Origin of the sequence: Azospirillum sp. TSO22-1 (genome assembly GCF_003116015.1) — a bacterium.
In the GTDB taxonomy this organism is placed as follows: Bacteria; Pseudomonadota; Alphaproteobacteria; order Azospirillales; family Azospirillaceae; genus Azospirillum.
In genome coordinates this window covers 1-17,334 of the sequence record NZ_LGQZ01000084.1, presented here as the reverse complement: position 1 = coordinate 17,334, position 17,334 = coordinate 1, and the positions used below count along the sequence as shown (strand labels likewise).

General features: G+C 72.2%; 18 protein-coding genes. 11 read left to right on the top strand and 7 right to left on the bottom strand.

The features are described from left to right. The first annotated feature begins 95 nt into the window (after positions 1 to 95). From TSO221_RS35585 to TSO221_RS22160, 4 genes are all read left to right on the top strand, one after another. Positions 96 to 521, top strand: a complete 426-nt coding sequence (locus TSO221_RS35585) for a hypothetical protein (protein WP_158284172.1) — start codon at positions 96 to 98, stop codon at positions 519 to 521. A gap of 151 nt (positions 522 to 672) precedes the next feature. Beyond that, positions 673 to 1,149, top strand: coding sequence for a bacteriohemerythrin (locus tag TSO221_RS35580; protein WP_158284171.1), 477 nt, complete (start codon positions 673 to 675; stop codon positions 1,147 to 1,149). 89 nt (positions 1,150 to 1,238) lie between these two features. After that, positions 1,239 to 2,477, top strand: coding sequence for an MFS transporter (locus TSO221_RS22165; RefSeq protein WP_109120699.1), 1,239 nt, complete (start codon positions 1,239 to 1,241; stop codon positions 2,475 to 2,477). 90 nt (positions 2,478 to 2,567) lie between these two features. Next, positions 2,568 to 2,786: a hypothetical protein gene (locus TSO221_RS22160; RefSeq protein ID WP_109120698.1), complete on the top strand. Its 219-nt coding sequence runs from the start codon at positions 2,568 to 2,570 to the stop codon at positions 2,784 to 2,786. On the opposite strand, the gene TSO221_RS22155 is transcribed toward TSO221_RS22160, so the two are convergent. Then, positions 2,783 to 3,043: a hypothetical protein gene (locus TSO221_RS22155; RefSeq protein WP_109120697.1), complete on the bottom strand. Its 261-nt coding sequence runs from the start codon at positions 3,041 to 3,043 to the stop codon at positions 2,783 to 2,785. The genes TSO221_RS22160 and TSO221_RS22155 overlap by 4 nt on opposite strands. A gap of 68 nt (positions 3,044 to 3,111) precedes the next feature. Between TSO221_RS22155 and TSO221_RS22150 the strand changes: the two genes are divergently transcribed. The 5 genes from TSO221_RS22150 (at position 3,112) to TSO221_RS22130 (ending at position 8,186) form a co-directional block, all read left to right on the top strand. Then, positions 3,112 to 4,137 carry a hypothetical protein gene (locus TSO221_RS22150; RefSeq protein ID WP_109120696.1) on the top strand — a complete coding sequence of 342 codons (1,026 nt, stop codon included), beginning with the start codon at positions 3,112 to 3,114 and terminating at the stop codon, positions 4,135 to 4,137. A 278-nt stretch (positions 4,138 to 4,415) separates the two neighbouring features. Beyond that, positions 4,416 to 5,447, top strand: a complete 1,032-nt coding sequence (nadA, locus tag TSO221_RS22145) for a quinolinate synthase NadA (RefSeq protein ID WP_109120695.1) — start codon at positions 4,416 to 4,418, stop codon at positions 5,445 to 5,447. Between the two features lie 10 nt (positions 5,448 to 5,457). Beyond that, the gene (locus tag TSO221_RS22140) at positions 5,458 to 7,068 is read left to right on the top strand and encodes an L-aspartate oxidase (RefSeq protein WP_109120694.1); all 1,611 of its coding nucleotides are present in this window, start codon (positions 5,458 to 5,460) and stop codon (positions 7,066 to 7,068) included. Continuing rightward, complete coding sequence (gene nadC, locus TSO221_RS22135; RefSeq protein ID WP_109120693.1) at positions 7,053 to 7,886, top strand: carboxylating nicotinate-nucleotide diphosphorylase; 834 nt, start codon at positions 7,053 to 7,055, stop codon at positions 7,884 to 7,886. Before TSO221_RS22140 ends, nadC begins: the two co-directional genes overlap by 16 nt. 12 nt (positions 7,887 to 7,898) lie before the next feature. After that, positions 7,899 to 8,186 (top strand): DUF1488 family protein, encoded by a 288-nt coding sequence (locus TSO221_RS22130; protein ID WP_109120692.1) that lies wholly within the window; start codon positions 7,899 to 7,901, stop codon positions 8,184 to 8,186. 26 nt (positions 8,187 to 8,212) lie between these two features. Here TSO221_RS22130 and TSO221_RS22125 read toward each other — a convergent pair whose 3' ends face one another. Genes TSO221_RS22125 through TSO221_RS22105 form a run of 5 tightly spaced genes read right to left on the bottom strand, consistent with a single transcriptional unit; the run spans position 8,213 to position 13,530 of the window. Continuing rightward, positions 8,213 to 8,521 (bottom strand): hypothetical protein, encoded by a 309-nt coding sequence (locus TSO221_RS22125; RefSeq protein ID WP_199229575.1) that lies wholly within the window; start codon positions 8,519 to 8,521, stop codon positions 8,213 to 8,215. A 41-nt stretch (positions 8,522 to 8,562) separates the two neighbouring features. After that, positions 8,563 to 9,063 (bottom strand): sarcosine oxidase subunit gamma family protein, encoded by a 501-nt coding sequence (locus tag TSO221_RS22120; RefSeq protein WP_109120691.1) that lies wholly within the window; start codon positions 9,061 to 9,063, stop codon positions 8,563 to 8,565. After that, the gene (locus tag TSO221_RS22115; protein ID WP_109120690.1) at positions 9,056 to 11,995 is read right to left on the bottom strand and encodes a sarcosine oxidase subunit alpha family protein; all 2,940 of its coding nucleotides are present in this window, start codon (positions 11,993 to 11,995) and stop codon (positions 9,056 to 9,058) included. The genes TSO221_RS22120 and TSO221_RS22115 overlap by 8 nt, the downstream gene beginning before the upstream one ends. Next, on the bottom strand, positions 11,992 to 12,267 hold the full coding sequence (locus TSO221_RS22110) for a sarcosine oxidase subunit delta (RefSeq protein WP_109120689.1): 276 nt from the start codon (positions 12,265 to 12,267) through the stop codon (positions 11,992 to 11,994). The genes TSO221_RS22115 and TSO221_RS22110 overlap by 4 nt, the downstream gene beginning before the upstream one ends. 12 nt (positions 12,268 to 12,279) lie before the next feature. Continuing rightward, positions 12,280 to 13,530: a sarcosine oxidase subunit beta family protein gene (locus TSO221_RS22105; RefSeq protein ID WP_109120738.1), complete on the bottom strand. Its 1,251-nt coding sequence runs from the start codon at positions 13,528 to 13,530 to the stop codon at positions 12,280 to 12,282. Between the two features lie 174 nt (positions 13,531 to 13,704). Between TSO221_RS22105 and TSO221_RS22100 the strand changes: the two genes are divergently transcribed. Beyond that, positions 13,705 to 14,883 (top strand): pyridoxal phosphate-dependent aminotransferase, encoded by a 1,179-nt coding sequence (locus tag TSO221_RS22100; RefSeq protein ID WP_109120688.1) that lies wholly within the window; start codon positions 13,705 to 13,707, stop codon positions 14,881 to 14,883. A gap of 206 nt (positions 14,884 to 15,089) precedes the next feature. Here the strand turns inward: TSO221_RS22100 and TSO221_RS22095 are convergent, their stop codons facing one another. Then, entirely contained in the window at positions 15,090 to 16,610 is a 1,521-nt protein-coding gene (locus TSO221_RS22095) for a DegQ family serine endoprotease (protein ID WP_109120687.1), read from the bottom strand. Positions 16,611 to 16,996: 386 nt separating this feature from the next. Here TSO221_RS22095 and TSO221_RS22090 point away from each other — a divergent pair. Beyond that, positions 16,997 to 17,334 (top strand): helix-turn-helix domain-containing protein (locus tag TSO221_RS22090; protein WP_199229574.1); only part of this gene is annotated, 338 nt, incomplete at its 3' end.

Here is a 17,334-nt window from a genome sequence, read left to right as displayed (position 1 = left end):
TCGGATGCGCAGGGCTGCGCGTCCACCGCTCCCCGGCACCTTTCCGGACTCGGGCTGTTGGCGGTGGGACGTGATCGACTGAAAGGGAGATACCCATGCGACACGCGATGATCGCGGCCGTCTCGGCCCTCGCCCTGCTCAGCGCTCCGGCGTTCGCGCAGTCCACCTCCGGCAGCACCGGCGCCGGCACCAGCAGCACCGGCACCATGACCAGCCCTTCGGGCTCCACCGGCGGTTCCTCCACGCTCGACTGCACCGCCGCCAGCACCGATCCGCGCTGCCGCGGAATGTCGGGCAGTTCGTCGGGTGGCTCATCGGGCAGCGGTATGGGCACGTCGGGTAACAGCACGGGCACGTCGGGCGGCTCGATGACCGGCACGCCGGGCCATGCGACGGGCGGCGCCACCACCCCGACCGGCCCCGGCGGCGGCGCCAGCGGCAGTGCGGGTTCGTCCGGTGGTGCGGGCGGCGCCGGCACCGGCAGCTCGGGCGGAGCCGGCGGTGGCGGTTCGGGCAAGTAACCGGAATCATCGAAACAAACGAAAGGGCGGGCGCGCACTCCTGGTGCGCGCCCGTCCGCCTTTCGGCAGGCGCGGCAACGCACCCCAGGCATTTCTCGGGAAAGTTGGGCATAATGCATCACGGCACGTATCACGCTGGACCGAGGGCGCCATGGCCGAGAGCATCGACCACTACGAACTCCTGACCTGGGACGACAACCTGTCCGTCGGCGTGCCGGAGATGGACGGCGAGCATCAGGTCCTGGTGGGCCTCTACAACGACGCGGCCCGGGGCTTCGCCGCCGGCTGCGGCCGCGAGGAGAAGCGCAAGCTCCTGAACGAGCTGGACACCTACGCCTTCTACCATTTCGGCATGGAGGAGGCGCTGATGCGCGTCTGCCGCTACCCCAAGGCCCGGGAACACGGCGGCGAGCACGCCCGCTTCCGGCGCGAGCTGGCCGAGCTGAAGGCCGAGCTGGACGGCGCCGCGAACAGCACCGGGGACGAGGACGCGTTCGAGCAGCACGCGCTGACCTTCATCCGCACCTGGATCAGCCGGCACATCCAGGGCTCCGACAAGGCGCTCGGCGCCTTCCTGGCGGAGGCCGCGGCACGCTGGAGCGAGCAGCGGCCGGTCGCGGCGGACTGAGCGCGCGCATACTATCCCTGCGCGCAGAGCCCCTCGACGGGGCGCCGCGGCTCTGACATGGTCCTCGGTCCCGCCGTTCGCGCAGTGCCATGACCGAATCCTCCATCAAAGCCCCCGCCTTCCGCTCCGCGTTCCGGCACCGGTCGTACGCGCTGTTCTGGTCCGCCCGGCTCGGCTCCTGGCTGGCCGAGCAGATGCAGGCGGTCGCCGTCGGCTGGCAGATGTACGAGCTGACCGGCGACCCGCTCGACCTCGGCCTGGTCGGGCTGTTCCAGTTCCTGCCGACGTTGGCGCTGTCGCTGGTCGCCGGGCAGGTGGTGGACAGCTTCGACCGCCGCCGCATCCTGGCCGGCGCCCTGGCGCTGCAGACCGCCGCCGTGGGCGCGCTGTTCGCGCTGACGGCCGCCGGCGCGGCGACGCCGGGGCTGATCTTCGCGGTGGTGTTCGCCATCGGGCTGGCCAAGGCGTTCGCCGGGCCGGCGCAGAGCGCGCTGATCTCCGCCGTCGTGCCGGCCGAGGATCTGCCGAACGCCATCGCCTGGAACTCCACCGCCATGCAGACGGCGACCATCGGCGGGCCGGCGCTGGGCGGGATGCTGTACCTCGCCGGGCCGGCGGTGGTGTATGGCGTCGGAACGCTGCTGCTGTCGGTCGCCGTCGTGCTGGTGGCGGCGCTGCGGCCGCGGGCGGTGGAGCTGTCGGCGCGCGGGGTGTCCTGGGGCTCGCTGCTCGCCGGGGTCCGCTTCATCGGCAGCCGGCCGGCGATCCTCGGCGCCATCTCGCTGGACATGGTGGCGGTGATGCTGGGCGGGGCCGTGGCGCTGCTGCCGGTCTACGCCAAGGACATCCTGTTCGTCGGCCCGTGGGGCCTCGGCCTGCTGCGCAGCGCCCCGGCACTGGGCGCGCTGCTGACCGCGGTGGCGCTGGCGCGCTGGTCGGTGAAGCGGCACGCCGGCTGGCACCTGCTGGGCGCGGTCGCCGCCTTCGGCGCGGGAACGGTGCTGTTCGGCCTGTCCACCGACGCCGCGCTGTCCGGCGTGGCGCTGTTCCTGCTGGGCGCGGCGGACGAGGTCAGCGTGTTCGTCCGGCAGACGCTCATCCAGCTCGCCACGCCCGACCAGATGCGCGGGCGGGTCGGCGCGGTGTCGGGGCTGTTCATCGGCGCCTCCAACCAGCTCGGCGCCTTCGAGTCCGGCGTCACCGCCGCGTGGTTCGGCGTGGTGCCGGCGGTGGTGCTGGGCGGCGTCGGCTCCATCGTGGTGGCGGTGCTGTGGGCGTGGCGCTTCCCGGACCTGCGGCGCATCGACCGGCTGCTCTCCATCCGCTGAGCAACTGCGCGGGGGGTGGCACCACCGGAGATCCGCCTCCGGCCGTTTGCGCTCCCTCGCCTTCCGCGCTTGTCGATTAATGTCATAGGCATGACCGCCGCGACACTCATCTGCCTTGGCATGGCGTGGCTGGCCGTTTCCTGCGCGGCCGTGGGACAGCCGCGCCTCGCCGTCGCCTTCGTGGTCGGCACCGTGGACCTCGGGCTGGCCGGACAGGTGCTGCCACTGATCGACACCGACCCGCTGACCGTCGTCGCCGCCGGCACGGCGCTGCTCACGGTGTGCGGCACGGCGGCGGGCGGGGACTAGTAGTCGCGGTCGGGATGGTCGCGGTGGTCGCCCAGGCCCATGATGCCGACGCCCATGGCGACGCTGCCGAAGGTGATGCAGATCGAGCCGATGAACAGGTACAGCCCGATCCCCACGGAGTCCGCCGCGACGAGCAGCGTGCGCAGGCTGCCCACGTCGAACCCCAGCATGGCGGCGCAGAACACCAGCCCCGCCGTCACGCCGGCGGCGAGATGCTTGGCGAGGAAAAAGAGGGCGCTGCGTTCCTTCGGGGTCATGGGCCAAGTCTAGCCCTCGCCGGCTGGCCCGTCTATTCTCCGGACGGTGCAACGGGACGGGGCGGCGCGTGACCGGGGGAAGCCAGCTGGGTGTGACGGCGGTGATCGTGGCGGTGGCCGGATCGACGCCGCGCGTGGTCACCGTGCGCAGCGCCTTCGAGGTGCCCCCCGCCTTCCGCCGCGGCGACATGCTGCCGCCGCCGCGCGACGCCCTGCCCGGCGCCGCCTTCGCCCCGGAGCGCTTCCGCACCCTCCAGGAAGGCCTGCGCGCCGTGGCCGAGGAGTTGTCCGGGCTGTCGCTGCGCTACGTCGAGCAGCTCTACACCTTCGGCGACCGCCACCGCGACCCGCACGAGCTGTTCGGCGGCCCGCGCTCGGTCACCGTCGGCTATCTGGCGCTGGTGCGCGACGCGCCGACCGGCGGCGAGGCCGAAGCGGCGGAGTGGCGCGACCTCTACGACTACTTCCCCTGGGAGGACTGGCGCGACGAGCGCCCGGCGCTGCTCGACGCCATCGTCCTGCCGGCGCTGCGGCGCTGGGTGCAGGCCGCCACCGGCGAGGCCGAGCGCGACCGCCGGCAGGAACGCGCCCAACTCGCCTTCGCGCTGGACGGCGAGGGGTGGGATTCCGAGCGCGTGCTGGAACGCTACGAGCTGCTCCACGAGGCCGGGCTGGTGGTCGAGGCGTTCCGCGACCGCGAGCTGGAACGGCTCGCCGGCATCGACCCGCCCGACATTAACACGGAGGTGCGGCGCGACATGCCCCGGGCGCTCGGCCGGCCGATGGCGCGCGACGGCCGGCGCATCCTGGCCACCGCCCTGGAGCGGCTGCGCGGCAAGCTGAAGTACCGCCCCATCGTCTTCGAGCTGCTGCCGCCGACCTTCACGCTGAACCAGCTTCAGCTGGTGGTCGAGGCGCTGTCGGGCACGCGGCTGCACAAGCAGAATTTCCGCCGGCTGATGATCTCCGGCGGCTTCGTCGAACCGACCGGCGCCTTCGAAAGCCAGACCGGCGGCCGCCCCGCCGAGCTGTTCCGCTTCCGCCGCCAAGCCATCCACGAACGCACCAGCGCCCGGGCGATCCCGGAGGGGTGAGGAGCGCGAGCCCTCCCCTGCCTCCGGCGGGGGCGCAGAGCCGGTGCCGCAGGCAACGAGCGCCGAAGGCGATCGTAGGCGGAGCGCGGTCGCCCGACTTGCGGGCGACCGGTGGTTGGGTGGGGGCGACGCCGCTTCCAGGAATCAACGCCTGCCACTAACGCCGCTGCCCCCACCTAACCTCCCCCAGCCCCGCTGGGGGAGGGACCATGCTTGACTCCACCCCGTATTATACTCATTATGAGAATTATAGCTTCATCTCATAGAGAGCATAAGCCATGGACGCGATCACGCCCACCGCCCTGCGCCTGGAGTACACGCCCGAGATCGCGGCGGCGACCGCGCCGGTCTACGAGCGGCTGAAACGCGTCATGCCCGCCGTCGAGTGGCCGTTCCACGCCCCACTGGTGCACGCCATCAACCAGTTGAAGAAGGAGCGTGACGCCGTCGTCCTGGCGCACAACTACCAGACGCCGGAGATCTTCCACGGCGTGGCTGACATCGTCGGCGACAGCCTCGCGCTCGCCAAGCAGGCCGAGAAGACCGACGCCAAGGTGATCGTGCTGGCCGGTGTCCATTTCATGGCCGAGACGGCGAAGCTGATGAACCCGGGCAAGATCGTGCTGATCCCGGACACCGCCGCCGGCTGCTCGCTGGCCGAGTCCATCACCGCCGAAGACGTGCGGCTGCTGCGCCAGACGTACCCGGGCGTGCCGGTCGTCGCCTACGTCAACACCTCGGCCGAGGTGAAGGCGGAGGTGGACATCTGCTGCACCTCCGGCAACGCGGTGGAGGTGGTGGAGTCGCTGGGCGTGCCGCGCGTCATCATGCTGCCCGACGAGTATCTGGCCAAGCACGTCGCCTCGCAGACCAGCGTCGAGGTCATTGCCTGGAAGGGCCATTGCGAGGTGCACGAGCGCTTCACCGGCGACGAGATCCGCGAGTTCCGCGGCCGCTTCGACGACCTCGTCGTCATCGCCCACCCGGAGTGCCCGCCGGACGTGCTGGAGGCCGCGGACTTCGTCGGCTCCACCGCGCACATGATCCAGATGGTCGAGAAGCGCCGGCCGCCGCGGGTGCTGATGGTCACCGAATGCTCGATGAGCGACAACATCGCCGCCTCCCTGCCCGACGTCGAGTTCGTGCGGCCCTGCAACCTGTGCCCGCACATGAAGCGGATCACCCTGTCCAACATCCTGGAGTCCCTGCAGACGCTGGAGCCGCGCGTCGAGATCCCGTCCGAGCTGGCCGAGCGCGCCCGCCGCTCGGTCGAGCGCATGCTCGCCGTGCAGCCGAAACCCCGTGCGTGAGGATCCCATCATGCTGACCGTGCGCGATTCCGACGTGCTGGTCATCGGCTCGGGGCTGGCGGGGATGACGGTGGCGCTGAGACTGGCGCCGTACCCCGTCACCCTGCTGACCAAGACCGACGACCTGCCGGGCGGCTCCAGTGCCCACGCCCAGGGCGGCGTCGCCGCGGCGCTGGCGCCGGGCGACAGCCCGGGCAGCCACGCCGCCGACACCGTCGCCGCCGGCGCCGGGCTGGTGGACGCCGCCATGGCCGGGCTTCTGGCCGAGGAGGGCGCCGCCCGCGTCGCCGAGCTGCTGGCCGACGGCCTGCCCTTCGACCGCGACGCCGCCGGGCGCCCGCTGTTCGGCCGCGAGGCCGCGCACAGCGCCGCCCGCATCGTCCACGCCGGCGGCGACGCCACCGGCCGCACGCTGGTCACCGCGCTGGCCGAGCGGGTGCGCGCTGCGCCCTCCATCACCGTGCAGACGGAGGCGTTCGTCACCGACCTCGTGGTGCGGCACGGCCGGGTGTGCGGCGCGCTGGCCCACCATCCGGAGGGCTGGGTGCTGCACCGCTGCCCGCGCGTGGTGCTGGCCACCGGCGGCATCGGGCAGGCCTTCGCCCGCACCACCAACCCGGTGGAGGCGACCGGCGACGGCCTGGCGCTCGCCGCCCGCGCCGGGGCGTGGCTGTCGGACGTGGAGTTCGTGCAGTTCCACCCAACGGCGCTGGCGACCGACGGCGACGCTCCGGCACCGCTGCTGACCGAAGCGCTGCGCGGCGCCGGCGCCCTGCTGCTCGACCAGGATGGCCGGCGCTTCATGCCGGACGAGCATCCGCTGGCCGAGCTGGCGCCGCGCGACGTGGTCGCCCGCGCCATCGGCCGCCGCGTTGCCGCGGGGCAGCCGGTGTTCCTCGACCTGCGCCCGGCGCTGACGGCCAAGCCGGACGGCTTCCCGACCGTGCTGGGGTTCTGCGCCCAGGCGGGATTCGACCCGTGGACGCAGCCGGTGCCGGTGGCGCCCGCCGCGCACTACCACATGGGCGGGGTGTGGACGGACGCGCACGGGCGCACCAGCGTGCAGGGCCTGTGGGCCTGCGGCGAGGTCGCCTGCACCGGCGTGCACGGCGCCAACCGGCTGGCCAGCAACTCGTTGCTGGAGACGCTGGTGTTCGGCGCCCGCGTGGCGCGCGACGTGGCGGAGCGGGCAACGCCGCCCTCCCTGCCCTTCGCCCTGCCCGAGCCGCCCGCCGTGCCCGGCGACACTACAGCCCCCCTCGTGGAAAAGATCGTCGGCGCCACGCGCCGGGCGCTCTACACCGGCGCCGGGCTGGTGCGCCACGCCGACGGCCTGACCGCCGCCGCCCTGCGGCTGGAGCGGCTGGACTCCGACCTCGCCTCGCTGCCGCCGCACCCCCGCGCGGGTGCCGGCGCCGTACGCCGCTGGGGCGAGGCGCGCAACCTGCTGCAGGTCGGGCGCCTCGTGCTGCACGCCGCGCTGCGCCGCAAGGAGAGCCGCGGCGCCCACTGCCGCCTCGACTTCCCGCGCGAGGCCGCGCGACCCGAGCGCACAGCCTTCACCCTCGCCGACCTCGACCGGGCCGTGCCCGCCGGAGACACCGCATGCCGAACCCTCTGATCTTCGAGCCGATCGTCCGCAGCGCGCTGCTGGAGGACCTCGGCCGCGCCGGCGACCTGACGACGGACGCCATCGTGCCGGCCGACGCCGTCGCCACCGCGGTGATCGCCGCCCGCAAGGACGGCCGCGTCGCCGGGCTGGAGGCCGGGCTGACCGCCTTCCGCATCCTCGACCCGGACGTGGAGATCGGCGTCGAGGTGCGGGACGGCGGCGACGTGCGGACCGGCGGCGCCATCGCCACGGTGCGCGGCAGGGCCCGCGCGCTGCTGACCGGCGAGCGCACGGCGCTCAACCTGCTCGGCCGGCTGTCGGGCATCGCCACGGCGACGCGGGCGCTGGTCCAGGCGGTGGAGGGCACGGACGCCCGCATCGTCTGCACCCGCAAGACCACGCCGGGCCTGCGCGCGCTGGAGAAGCAGGCGGTGCGGCTGGGCGGCGGGGCGAATCACCGCTTCGGGCTCGACGACGCGATCCTCATCAAGGACAACCACATCGCCATCGCCGGCGGCATCCGGCCCGCCGTCGAGCGCGCCCGCGCCGCCGTCGGCCACATGGTGAAGATCGAGGTGGAGGTCGACACGCTGGCGCAGTTGGACGAGCTGCTGTCGCTAAAGGCCGACGCCGTGCTGCTCGACAACATGGACCCGGCGACGCTCAGGCGCGCGGTGGACATGGTGGCGGGCCGCATGATCACCGAGGCGTCGGGCAACGTGACGCTGCAGACCGCGCGGCCGATCGCCGAGGCCGGGGTGGACATGATCTCGGTCGGGTGGATCACCCACTCGGCGCCCAACCTGGACGTCGGCCTGGACATGTGACAGGCTGCGGGGATGCCGCTCTTCAGCTTCCCCGACGAGGCGCAGTGGGATGACGCCACCGCGACGCTGACCTTCACCGTGACGGTCGGCGAGTACGAGGGCACGGTGTTCGTCCCGCGCGCCGTCTTCACATCGCTGATGGAGCGCCGCCCGACGCCCGAGGAGGCCGACGCCTTCTTCCACGCCAACCGCCCGGTGTTCGAGAAGGCGGTGGAGACACGCATCATGGACCGCGCGCTGGATCCGGACGCGAACATCCACCTGACGGCGCGGGACGTGAGAAGGGCTATTCCAAAATAGTCCTGTAAGCTGCGCCTCGCTTCAACCTACCGCCGGAGACGGATCTCCGTCAGTGGCGGGAATCGCTTCAATGGAGAATTGTCTACCTTCCAGACATCAAGCTCGAACAGGTCTCCATTCTGATCCAGATTTAGGGTGACACTGACAAGTACACCGTCAGCGTCGTCGAAATCCGCTTCCCCAATTTCCTGGCCGAACCGGAGGTGGGGAGTGGTTTCATTGACGAAGCTCAAACTTCCCATTCCCCCGTCATTCATCTCTTCGACCACGCAATTCGCAAGGTCGTCAATGAGCTTGTCGTACCCCTGCTTCCCACGGATCAATGCGGCGATCAAGTCGCGCTCTTCGCTCCGTAAGCCTCGTCTCACCACAATCTTCACCCCTCTTGCGCAGCCGCCAACCACTCCTCGAAATGCCGCTGCGCCGCGCGCTGGATGGTCAGCTGGAACACCGGCGCGTCGCTGGTCTTCACCAGCAGCGCGTGCAGCTGCGCGAAGGCGCACAGCGCCGAGCGTCCCACCGGGAATACCCGCGGGTGCAGGTCGAGCGAGCAGCCCCTGTTGAGCAGCGTTACCGCATCCGGCCCGCGCAACGCGTAGGTGACGCGCGTGTCGCTGACGTCCACCGCCGTGCCATGCTCGCCGACCGTGTCGCGCAAGCGTCCGGTCAGCGCCTCGGCCTCGTCAAGGGCGCATTCCACCAGCCAGAAGGTCGGCTGCAGCCAGTACAGGCTGACGGCGCCGAGCACCGCGACGTTCGGTTCCGGCGGTGCCGCGCCCAGCACCGCGGCCACCGCATCGGCGAACGCCCGGTCGTCCGGACGGCCGCGCAGCGCGATGCGGCCGGCGGGGGGCATGAGGTGCACGGTGTCAGCCATGGAGGCGCTCCCCCTTCGGGTCGTAGAAGGCGGGCGGCACCAGCTTGGCGCGGATGCGCGTGCCGCCGGACAGCACGTCGACGTTCTCGCCCAGCCGCGCGCGCCCGGCCCGCACCATGCCCAGCGCCACCGGGTGGCCGAGCGTCGGGCTGAGCACGCTGGAGGTCACATGCCCGTCGCTGCCGCTCGCCCCCAGCACTTGGGCGCCGGCCGGCAGCAGCGTGTGGGTATCGGCGCTCAGCAGCCCGACCAGTTGCAGGCGGTTCGGGTCCACGCCCGCCGGCCGGGTCAGCGAGCGCCGGCCGGCGAAGTCGCTGGCCTTCTTCGCCACCCCCCTGGCCATGCCGATGTCGTCCGGCAGCGTGGTGCCATCCGTATCGACGCCGACATGGATAAACCCCTTCTCCAGCCGCAGCACCAGCAGCGATTCCACGCCGAGCGGCGTGATGCCGTGCGGCGCGCCCGCCTCCAGGATGCGCCGCAGGAACACCTCGGCGTGGCGGGCGTGCACGGAGACCTCGTAGCTCAGCTCGCCGGTGAAGCTGACCCGCGCGACGCGGGCCGTGAGACCGGCCACCGTGCCCTCGCGGTAGGCGAGGTGCGGAAAGGCGTCCGGCGCCAGGTCGATGTCGGTGCCCAGCGCCCGCAGCACGTCGCGGGCCTTCGGGCCGGCCAGCGTCATCACCGCCCATTGCTCGGTCACCGGCACCACCCAGACGTCCAGGTCCGGCCACTCGCACTGCAGCCATTCCTCGAAGATCAGCGGCACGCGGGCGGCGTTGCCGCTGGTGGTGCCGACCAGGAAGCGGTCCCCGGCGAGGCGGGTGATCACCCCGTCGTCGGCGACCACGCCGTGCTCGCTGACCATCACCACGTAGCGCGTCCTGCCCACCGGGATGGTCGAGACGGTCTGCACGTACATGCGGTCGAGGAACAGCCCGGCGTCGCGCCCGCTCACCTCGATCTTGCCGAGCGGCGAGGCGTCGAGCACCGACACCGCCTCGCGGGTCGCCAGCACCTCGCGGCGGATGGCCGCCTCCTCGCTCTCGCCCTCGCGGGGGTAGAACTCGGGGCGCCACCAGGGGCCGAAGTCGGCGAAATGGGCCTTCAGGCCGACGTGCACCGCCTCGGCCGGCAGGCGCAGGCGCGGGCGGTACAGCGCGCCGCGGTTCAGGCCGGCGATGGTTCCAAAGCTGACCGGATCGAAGGGCGGGCGGTAGCGGGTGGTGCCGACCTCGGCCGGCGCGCGGCCGGTCTCCCGCCCCATCAGCGCCAGGGCGACCACGTTGGAGGTCTTGCCCTGGTCCACCGCCATGCCGAGCGTGGTGTAGCGTTTCAAATGCTCGACCGAGCGGTAGTTCTCGCGGGCGGCCAGCGCGATGTCGGCGGTCGTCACGTCGTTCTGGAAGTCCACCCACGCCTTGCCCGGCCCCGGCACCTGCCAGAGCGCCGCCGGGCGGCCGTGCTCGACGGAGACGGCCTGCGGCGCCTCGCCCACCGCGCCGTTCAGCCCGGCCGCCCGCGCCGCCCGGATACCGGCGGCGAAGCCGGAGGCCAGCGCCGCGGCGGTGGTCGCCCCGCCCGCCGGGTGCAGGTGCGCCGGCCCGGCGCCGGGCAGGAAGGCGACGGCCTCGTCGCTCCAGTCGAGCTTGCCGCCGGACTGCGCCCACAGGTGCACGGTGGGGGTCCAGCCGCCGGACACCGCGAGCAGGTCGCAGGGCAGCCGCTCGGCGTACCCGTGCCCCGAGGCCGGCACGATGTCCACCGACCCGACCCAGCCGCGCCCCTGGGTGGCGCCGACCAGCGCCCCGGCGTGGACGCGCAGCCCCTGCCGGTGCGCCTGCCGCACCAGCGGTCCGTCGGCCTGCGGGCGGGAGTCGATGATGGCGGCGACCGTGCAGCCGTGCCTCGCCAGATCCAGCGCGGTGGCGTAGCCGGCGTCGGTGGCGGTGAACACCACCACGCGGCCGGCCGGCGCCACCGCGAAGCGGTTGGCGTAGGTCCGCACCGCGCCGGCCAGCATGACGCCGGGCCGGTCGTTGTCGGCGAAGGCCACCGGCCGCTCGATGGCGCCCTGGGCGTAGACGGCCTGGCGGGCGCGGATCTTCCACAGCCGCTGCCGCGGCCCGCGCCGGACGCGCGGCGGCAGATGGTCCTGCAGCCGCTCCGCCGCCGCGAAGAAGCCGTGGTCGTAGGCGCCGAACACCGTGGTGCGCGGCAGCAGCGTCACGTCCGGCATGGACGCCAGCTCGGCCAGCGCCCACGCCACCCAGGACGCCGCGTCCTGTCCGTCGATCTCCGCGTCCTCGCCCAGCAGCGCGCCGCCGAACGCAGGGTCCATCTCGGCGAGGATCACCCGTGCCCCGGCGCGCCCGGCGGCCAGCGCGGCGCCCAGCCCCGCCGGGCCGCCGCCGACCACCAGCACGTCGCAATGCGCGTGGAACGGCTCGTAGGTCTCGGGATCGGGTTGGGCGGGAGCCTCGCCCAGGCCGGCGGCGCGGCGGACGAAGGGCTCCCAGGTCTGCCAGCGCGGCCACAGGAAGGTCTTGTAGTAGAAGCCGCCGGGCAGGAAGCGGCCGAACAGGCGGCCGGCGACGCCGGTCAGGTCGAACTCGGCCGAGGGCCAGACGTTGACGCTGCGCGCCTCCAGCCCGTCGTAGACCTCGACCAGAGTCGCCTTGAGGTTCGGCTCCTCGTGGGCGCCGCGGCCGACGGTGACGATGGCGTTCGGCTCCTCGACGCCGGCCGCCATGACGGCGCGCGGGCGGTGCAGCTTGAAGCTGCGGCCGACCACCGTGGCGCCGCCGGCCAGCAGCGCCGAGGCCAGCGTGTCGCCGCCGAAGCCCTTGTAGGCGCGGCCGTTGAAGCTGAGGTGGCGCTCGTCGGTGCGGTCGATGCGGCCGCCCGCGGGCAAGCGGCGGAAGGGGGTCATTCCGTCACCTCCGGCTTCGGGTCCGTCATCCTGTAGACCGCCTTGATCTCATGGGTGACGGTGTCGCGGGCGAGGTTGAACCATTGCTGGCAGCCCATGCGGTGCAGCCAGCGCTCGAAGTGCAGGCCCTTCGGGTTGTCGCGCTCGAACAGGTAGCGGCCCCACTCCTGGTCCGAGGACTCGAGGTTTGGGCGGGCGATGTGGGTCTGGCCGCCGCAGAGGAACTCCGCCTCGTCGCGCGGGCCGCACCAGGGACAGGGGATCTGCATCATGGACGGGCTCCTCTAATGCGCGATGCCGGCCGCCGCGGCCTCGTCGATCATGCGGCCGGTGTGGAAGCGGTCCAGGCCGAAGCCGGTGGTGAGCGGGTGCGGCGTGCCGGTCGCCAGCAGGTGGGCGAAGGTGAAGCCGCCCGCCGGGATCGCCTTGAAGCCGCCGGTGCCCCAGCCGCAGTTGAGGTACAGCCCCTCAACCGGCGCCGGCCCGATGATCGGGCTGGAGTCGTGCACCACGTCGGTGATGCCCGCCCACTGCCGCATCATGCGCAGCCGGCGCAGGCCCGGGAACATCTCGCAGAAGCCGGCGATCACGTCCTCGGTGGTGCGGAAGCTGCCGCGCTGGGCGTAGCTGGGGAACAGGTCGAGCGCACCGCCGACCACCACCTCCCCCTTCGGCGACTGGCTGACGTAGACGCCGGTGGAGGGCGACAGCACGACGGTGTCGAGCACCGGCTTGATCGGCTCCGACACCATGGCCTGCAGGGCGTAGCTGACGATGGGCAGGCGGAAGCCGGCCATCGCCGCCAGCACGCCGGAATGCCCGGCGACCGCCAGCCCGACCCTGCCGGCCCGGATGGTGCCGCGTGAGGTCTCGACGCCGACGACGCGCCCGCCGTCGCGCAGGAAGCCGGTCACCTCGCAGTTCTGGATGATGTCGACGCCGCGCGCGTCCGCCGCCCGCGCGTAGCCCCAGGCCACCGCGTCGTGCCGGGCCATGCCGGCGCGCCGCTGGATGAAGCCGCCGAGCACCGGGTAGCGCGCGTCCGGCCCCCAGTTCATCGCCGGGATCAGGTCGCGCACCTGCTGGCGCGTCAGGACCTCGGCGTCGATGCCGTTGACGATCATGGCGTTGGCCCAGCGCGCCACCGAGTCCAGGTCGTGCCGGCTGTGCGCCAGCGTGACGATGCCGCGCTGGCTGAGCATGACGTTGAAGTTCAGGTCCTTGGACAGCCCCTCGTAGAGCTTCAGTGACAGCTCGTAGAACGCCGCGCTCTCCGGGTAGAGGTAGTTGGAGCGCACGATCTGGGTGTTGCGCCCGGTGTTGCCGCCGCCGAGCCAGCCCTTCTCCAGCACCGCGACGCGCCCCACCCCGTGCTCCCTGGCGAGGTAGTAGGCGGCGGCGAGTCCATGCCCGCCGCCGCCGACGATCACCACGTCGTACTCCGGCTTCGGGTCCGGCGTGCGCCACGCCGGTTTCCAGCCGGTGTGGCCGCCCAGCCCCTCGCGCAGCAGGCGGAACAGCGAATAGCGGTCCATGGACAGGATGGCGGACACGATGGCGGCTCCCGCGGATGTGCGCGCGAACGGTAGCGCAGCCGCGGCACCCCCTTCAATACAGAACTGTATGGTGACGTATGCGCTAACGCCGGCTTGCGCCCTGCGATGAATTGGCGCTATGGCCTTGTGAAAATCGTTCTCAGGGAGTGTATCGTGCGTTTCTCACCGCTCGTCGATCGCGTCGCCGGCAAGGGCGCCGATGCCTGGCGCATCCATTGGGAAGCGACGCGCCAGCGCGCCGAGGGCCGCGAGCTGATCCTGCTGACGGTCGGCGACCCCGACCAGCCGCCGCCGGCCGTGCTGATCGACGCCACGGCGGAGTCGCTGCGGCGCGGACGCACCGGCTATTCCCCCATCGTCGGCTATCCCGAGGTGCGCGCCGCGGTGGCGGCCAAGCACGCCGCCCGCACCGGCCGGCCCTGCACCGCCGACAACGTGGTGCTGGTGCCCGGCGCCCAGGCCGGCCTGTACTGCGCGCTGCAATGCCTCGCCGGGCCGGGCGACGAGATCGTGGTGCCGGAGCCGATGTACGCCACCTACGAGGCGGTCGCCGGCGCCACCGGCGCCAGGCTGGTGAACGTGCCGCTGCGGCCGGAGGTCGGCTTCCACATCGACCTCGCGGCGCTGGAGGCGGCGATCACGCCGGCCACGCGGGTGCTGTGGATCAACACCCCGCACAACCCGACCGGCGCCGTGATGACCCGCGCCGAGGTCGAGGCGGTGGCCGCCCTCGCCCGCCGCCACGACCTGTGGGTGCTGTCCGACGAGGTGTACGCCGATCTCGCCTTCACCGGCGCGCACACCAGCCCGTGGGCGCTGCCGGACATGGCGGAACGCACCGTCGTGATCTCCAGCCTGTCGAAGTCGCACGCCGCGCCGGGGCTGCGCTTCGGCTGGATCGTCTGCCCGGAGCCGATGGCGAAGCACCTGTTCAACCTGCTGCTCTGCATGCTGTACGGCGGCCCACCGTTCATCCAGGACGGCGCGCTGGCGGCGTTGACGACGGACCCGCCGGAGGTGGCGGCGCTGCGCGCCGACTACGCCCGCCGCGCCACGCTGATGAGCGGCCTGCTGAAGGACGCCCCGAACTGCCGCACCGCGCCGCCGGAGGGCGGCATGTTCGTGCTGCTCGACGTGCGCGGCACCGGCATGAGTTCCGAGGCCTTCGCCTTCGGCCTGCTGGAGGCGGAGGGCGTGGCGGTGCTGCCCGCCGACGGCTTCGGCCCGAGCGCCGCCGGCCACCTGCGCATCTCGCTGACCCAGCCGGACGCCGTGCTGACGGAAGGCGGCCGGCGGATCGTGCGGTTCGCCGAGAGGGTGGCGGCACACTGAAAAAGCCCCTCTCCCTCGACGGGCCAGGGGTTGGGGAGAGGGGAAAAGCACCGGCTCCTTGGGAACCGGGTCACCACGAAGGCACGAAGACACGAAGGCGGCAGGCATACGCTCCTCACCTTCGTGTCTTCGTGCCTTCGTGGTGAAAAGCGTTGTCGGCACCCAGCGCTCCCCCTCTCCCGCGAGGGGAGAGGGGCTCCCAATCGCTACCCCCGCCCTTCGATCGGTACCGGCACGTAGCGCAGGTCGCCGTGCCGGCTGACCAGCATCAGCACGGTCCTTCGCCCCTGATCGCGCGCCGCCTTGATCTTGGACAGCACGTCCTCGGGCTTCCTCACCGGCTCCTGGCCGATCTCGACGATGACGTCGCCGACCTCGATGCCGCGGGCGGAGGCGGCGCTGTTCTCCGACACCTCGGCGACCACCACGCCCTCGGCGTCGGCGTCAAGCTCGAAGGTCTCGCGCAGGTCCGGCGTCATCGGCGCCAGCGTGAGGCCGAGCGCCTTCTCTGACTTCACCGAGCCGCGCGGCGGCGTCGGCCCGCTGGAGCCGGCGGCGGCCATCTGCGTCTCCGGCTCCATTTCGCCGATGGTGACCTTGATGAACTGCTCCTTGCCCTCGCGCATCAGCTTGACGTCCACCGGCTTGCCCGGCTCGGTCGCAGCGACGATGCGCGGAAGCTGGCGCATCTTCTCGATGTCGCGGCCGGCGAAGGTGAGGATCAGGTCGCCTTGGCGGATGCCGGCCTTCTCGGCCGGGCCGCCGGGGGTGACGCTGGTGACCAGGGCGCCCTTCTGCTCGGAGACGTTCAGGCTCTCGGCGAGATCCTGGCTGATCTGCTGGATCTGCACGCCGAGCCAGCCGCGCCGCACCTCGCCGCGCTCCTTCAACTGCTCGATCAGCGGCCGGGCCAGCGCCGACGGGATGGCGAAGCCGATGCCGACGCTGCCGCCGGTCGGCGAGTAGATCGCCGTGTTGATGCCGATGACCTCGCCCGCGAGGTTGTAGAGCGGCCCGCCGGAGTTGCCGCGGTTGATGGCGGCGTCGGTCTGGATGTAGTCGTCGTACGGCCCCTGGTGGATGTCACGCTGGCGCGCCGACAGGATGCCGGCGGTGACCGAGCCGCCCAGCCCGAACGGGTTGCCGATGGCGACGACCCAGTCGCCGACCTCCATCTTGTCGCTGTCGCCCCAGCGGGTGGCCGCCAGCGGCTGCTTCGGCTCGACCTTCAGCACCGCGAGGTCGGTCAGCGGGTCGGAGCCGACCAGCTTCGCCGCCAGCCGCGTGCCGTCGTGCAGGATCACGGCGATCTCCGACGCGTCGGCCACCACGTGGTGGTTGGTGGCGACGAATCCGGCCGCGTCGATGATGAAGCCGGAGCCGAGCGCGGTGGCCGGCTTCTGCTGCTGTTGCTGCTGGCGCTCACGGAATTCCTTGAAGAACTCGTTGAACGGGGAACCGGGCGGGAAGCTCGGCATGTCGGGCAGGCGCTGCCCGCCGCCGCCGGGCGCCGGCTGGGAGGTGGAGATGTTCACCACCGTCTGCAACTGCGTCTTGGCCAGCGGCGCGAAGGTCATGGGCGCCATCTGGGGCGCCGAGCGCGCAATGGGCGCGTCGGCGGGCTGCGCCGGGTCCTGCGCCGCCGCCGGCAGCGCCAGCGCACTGGCCAGGACAGTGGCCGCCGCGAGCCGCGTCAGGCGTACGGCGGGGGCGAGGGGGTCGAGCATGGGGCGTCTCCGTCCGTGGAGCGGCACCGGCGCGCCCACCGCGGGCACCGCCGTCGCTTTGCAAAACAGCGGCGGAGCCTCGGCGTTTCCAAGACGAGGGGCGGTTTGAAAGGGAAACCACTCCTGCGGTACTTTTTAAAAGGCGGAGCTATCCTTTCAAACCGCGCCGCCGCCCGGCGGGCCTAGGCGATCCGGCGGATCGGGTGGCCGGCGTAGTGCGCCGAAAAGGCTTTGCCGCGCAAAGTTATGCTGGTATTTTCCAGATCGGACGCCGATATTGATCTCCACAGACAATCATCGCCCATCAATCTGAACGCCCGAACGAAGCCACCAAATTGGTGTGCGCCCCGTTTGGTTGTGCGCGAACCTGTACGAGCATCTCAGGAATGACGCAGAATACACTCTGGCAGCCGAGCGACATCAACGCCGAACCCGGCGCCGAAGGCGGCGAACAGGACTCCCCGAAGCGCCGCGGACGCATCCCGCAGTCGGCGTGGCCGCAGATCCTGGAGCGCTACCGCGCCGGGGCCACGCTGTCGGCGATCGCGCGGGAGTTCGAATGCACGCCCAGCGCCATCTCGTACATCGTGCGCAAGGCCGAGGCGAGCGGCGCCCTGACCGCTGACGCCCCCGCGGCCGACACGCCCGCCGACGCCGAGGCTCCGGCCGCAGTTCCGGCCCCGGCCCCGGCCGCTGCCCCCGCTCCCGCCGCGGAGGCGCCGCC

Coding starts and splice junctions, on each gene's coding strand:
- TSO221_RS35585 (WP_158284172.1), top strand. CDS start 96: ATGCGACACGCGATGATCGCGGCCGTCTCGGCCCTCGCCCTGCTCAGC.
- TSO221_RS35580 (WP_158284171.1), top strand. CDS start 673: ATGGCCGAGAGCATCGACCACTACGAACTCCTGACCTGGGACGACAAC.
- TSO221_RS22165 (WP_109120699.1), top strand. CDS start 1,239: ATGACCGAATCCTCCATCAAAGCCCCCGCCTTCCGCTCCGCGTTCCGG.
- TSO221_RS22160 (WP_109120698.1), top strand. CDS start 2,568: ATGACCGCCGCGACACTCATCTGCCTTGGCATGGCGTGGCTGGCCGTT.
- TSO221_RS22155 (WP_109120697.1), bottom strand. CDS start 3,043: ATGACCCCGAAGGAACGCAGCGCCCTCTTTTTCCTCGCCAAGCATCTC.
- nadA (WP_109120695.1), top strand. CDS start 4,416: ATGGACGCGATCACGCCCACCGCCCTGCGCCTGGAGTACACGCCCGAG.
- TSO221_RS22140 (WP_109120694.1), top strand. CDS start 5,458: ATGCTGACCGTGCGCGATTCCGACGTGCTGGTCATCGGCTCGGGGCTG.
- nadC (WP_109120693.1), top strand. CDS start 7,053: ATGCCGAACCCTCTGATCTTCGAGCCGATCGTCCGCAGCGCGCTGCTG.
- TSO221_RS22130 (WP_109120692.1), top strand. CDS start 7,899: ATGCCGCTCTTCAGCTTCCCCGACGAGGCGCAGTGGGATGACGCCACC.
- TSO221_RS22120 (WP_109120691.1), bottom strand. CDS start 9,063: ATGGCTGACACCGTGCACCTCATGCCCCCCGCCGGCCGCATCGCGCTG.
- TSO221_RS22115 (WP_109120690.1), bottom strand. CDS start 11,995: ATGACCCCCTTCCGCCGCTTGCCCGCGGGCGGCCGCATCGACCGCACC.
- TSO221_RS22110 (WP_109120689.1), bottom strand. CDS start 12,267: ATGATGCAGATCCCCTGTCCCTGGTGCGGCCCGCGCGACGAGGCGGAG.
- TSO221_RS22105 (WP_109120738.1), bottom strand. CDS start 13,530: ATGGACCGCTATTCGCTGTTCCGCCTGCTGCGCGAGGGGCTGGGCGGC.
- TSO221_RS22095 (WP_109120687.1), bottom strand. CDS start 16,610: ATGCTCGACCCCCTCGCCCCCGCCGTACGCCTGACGCGGCTCGCGGCG.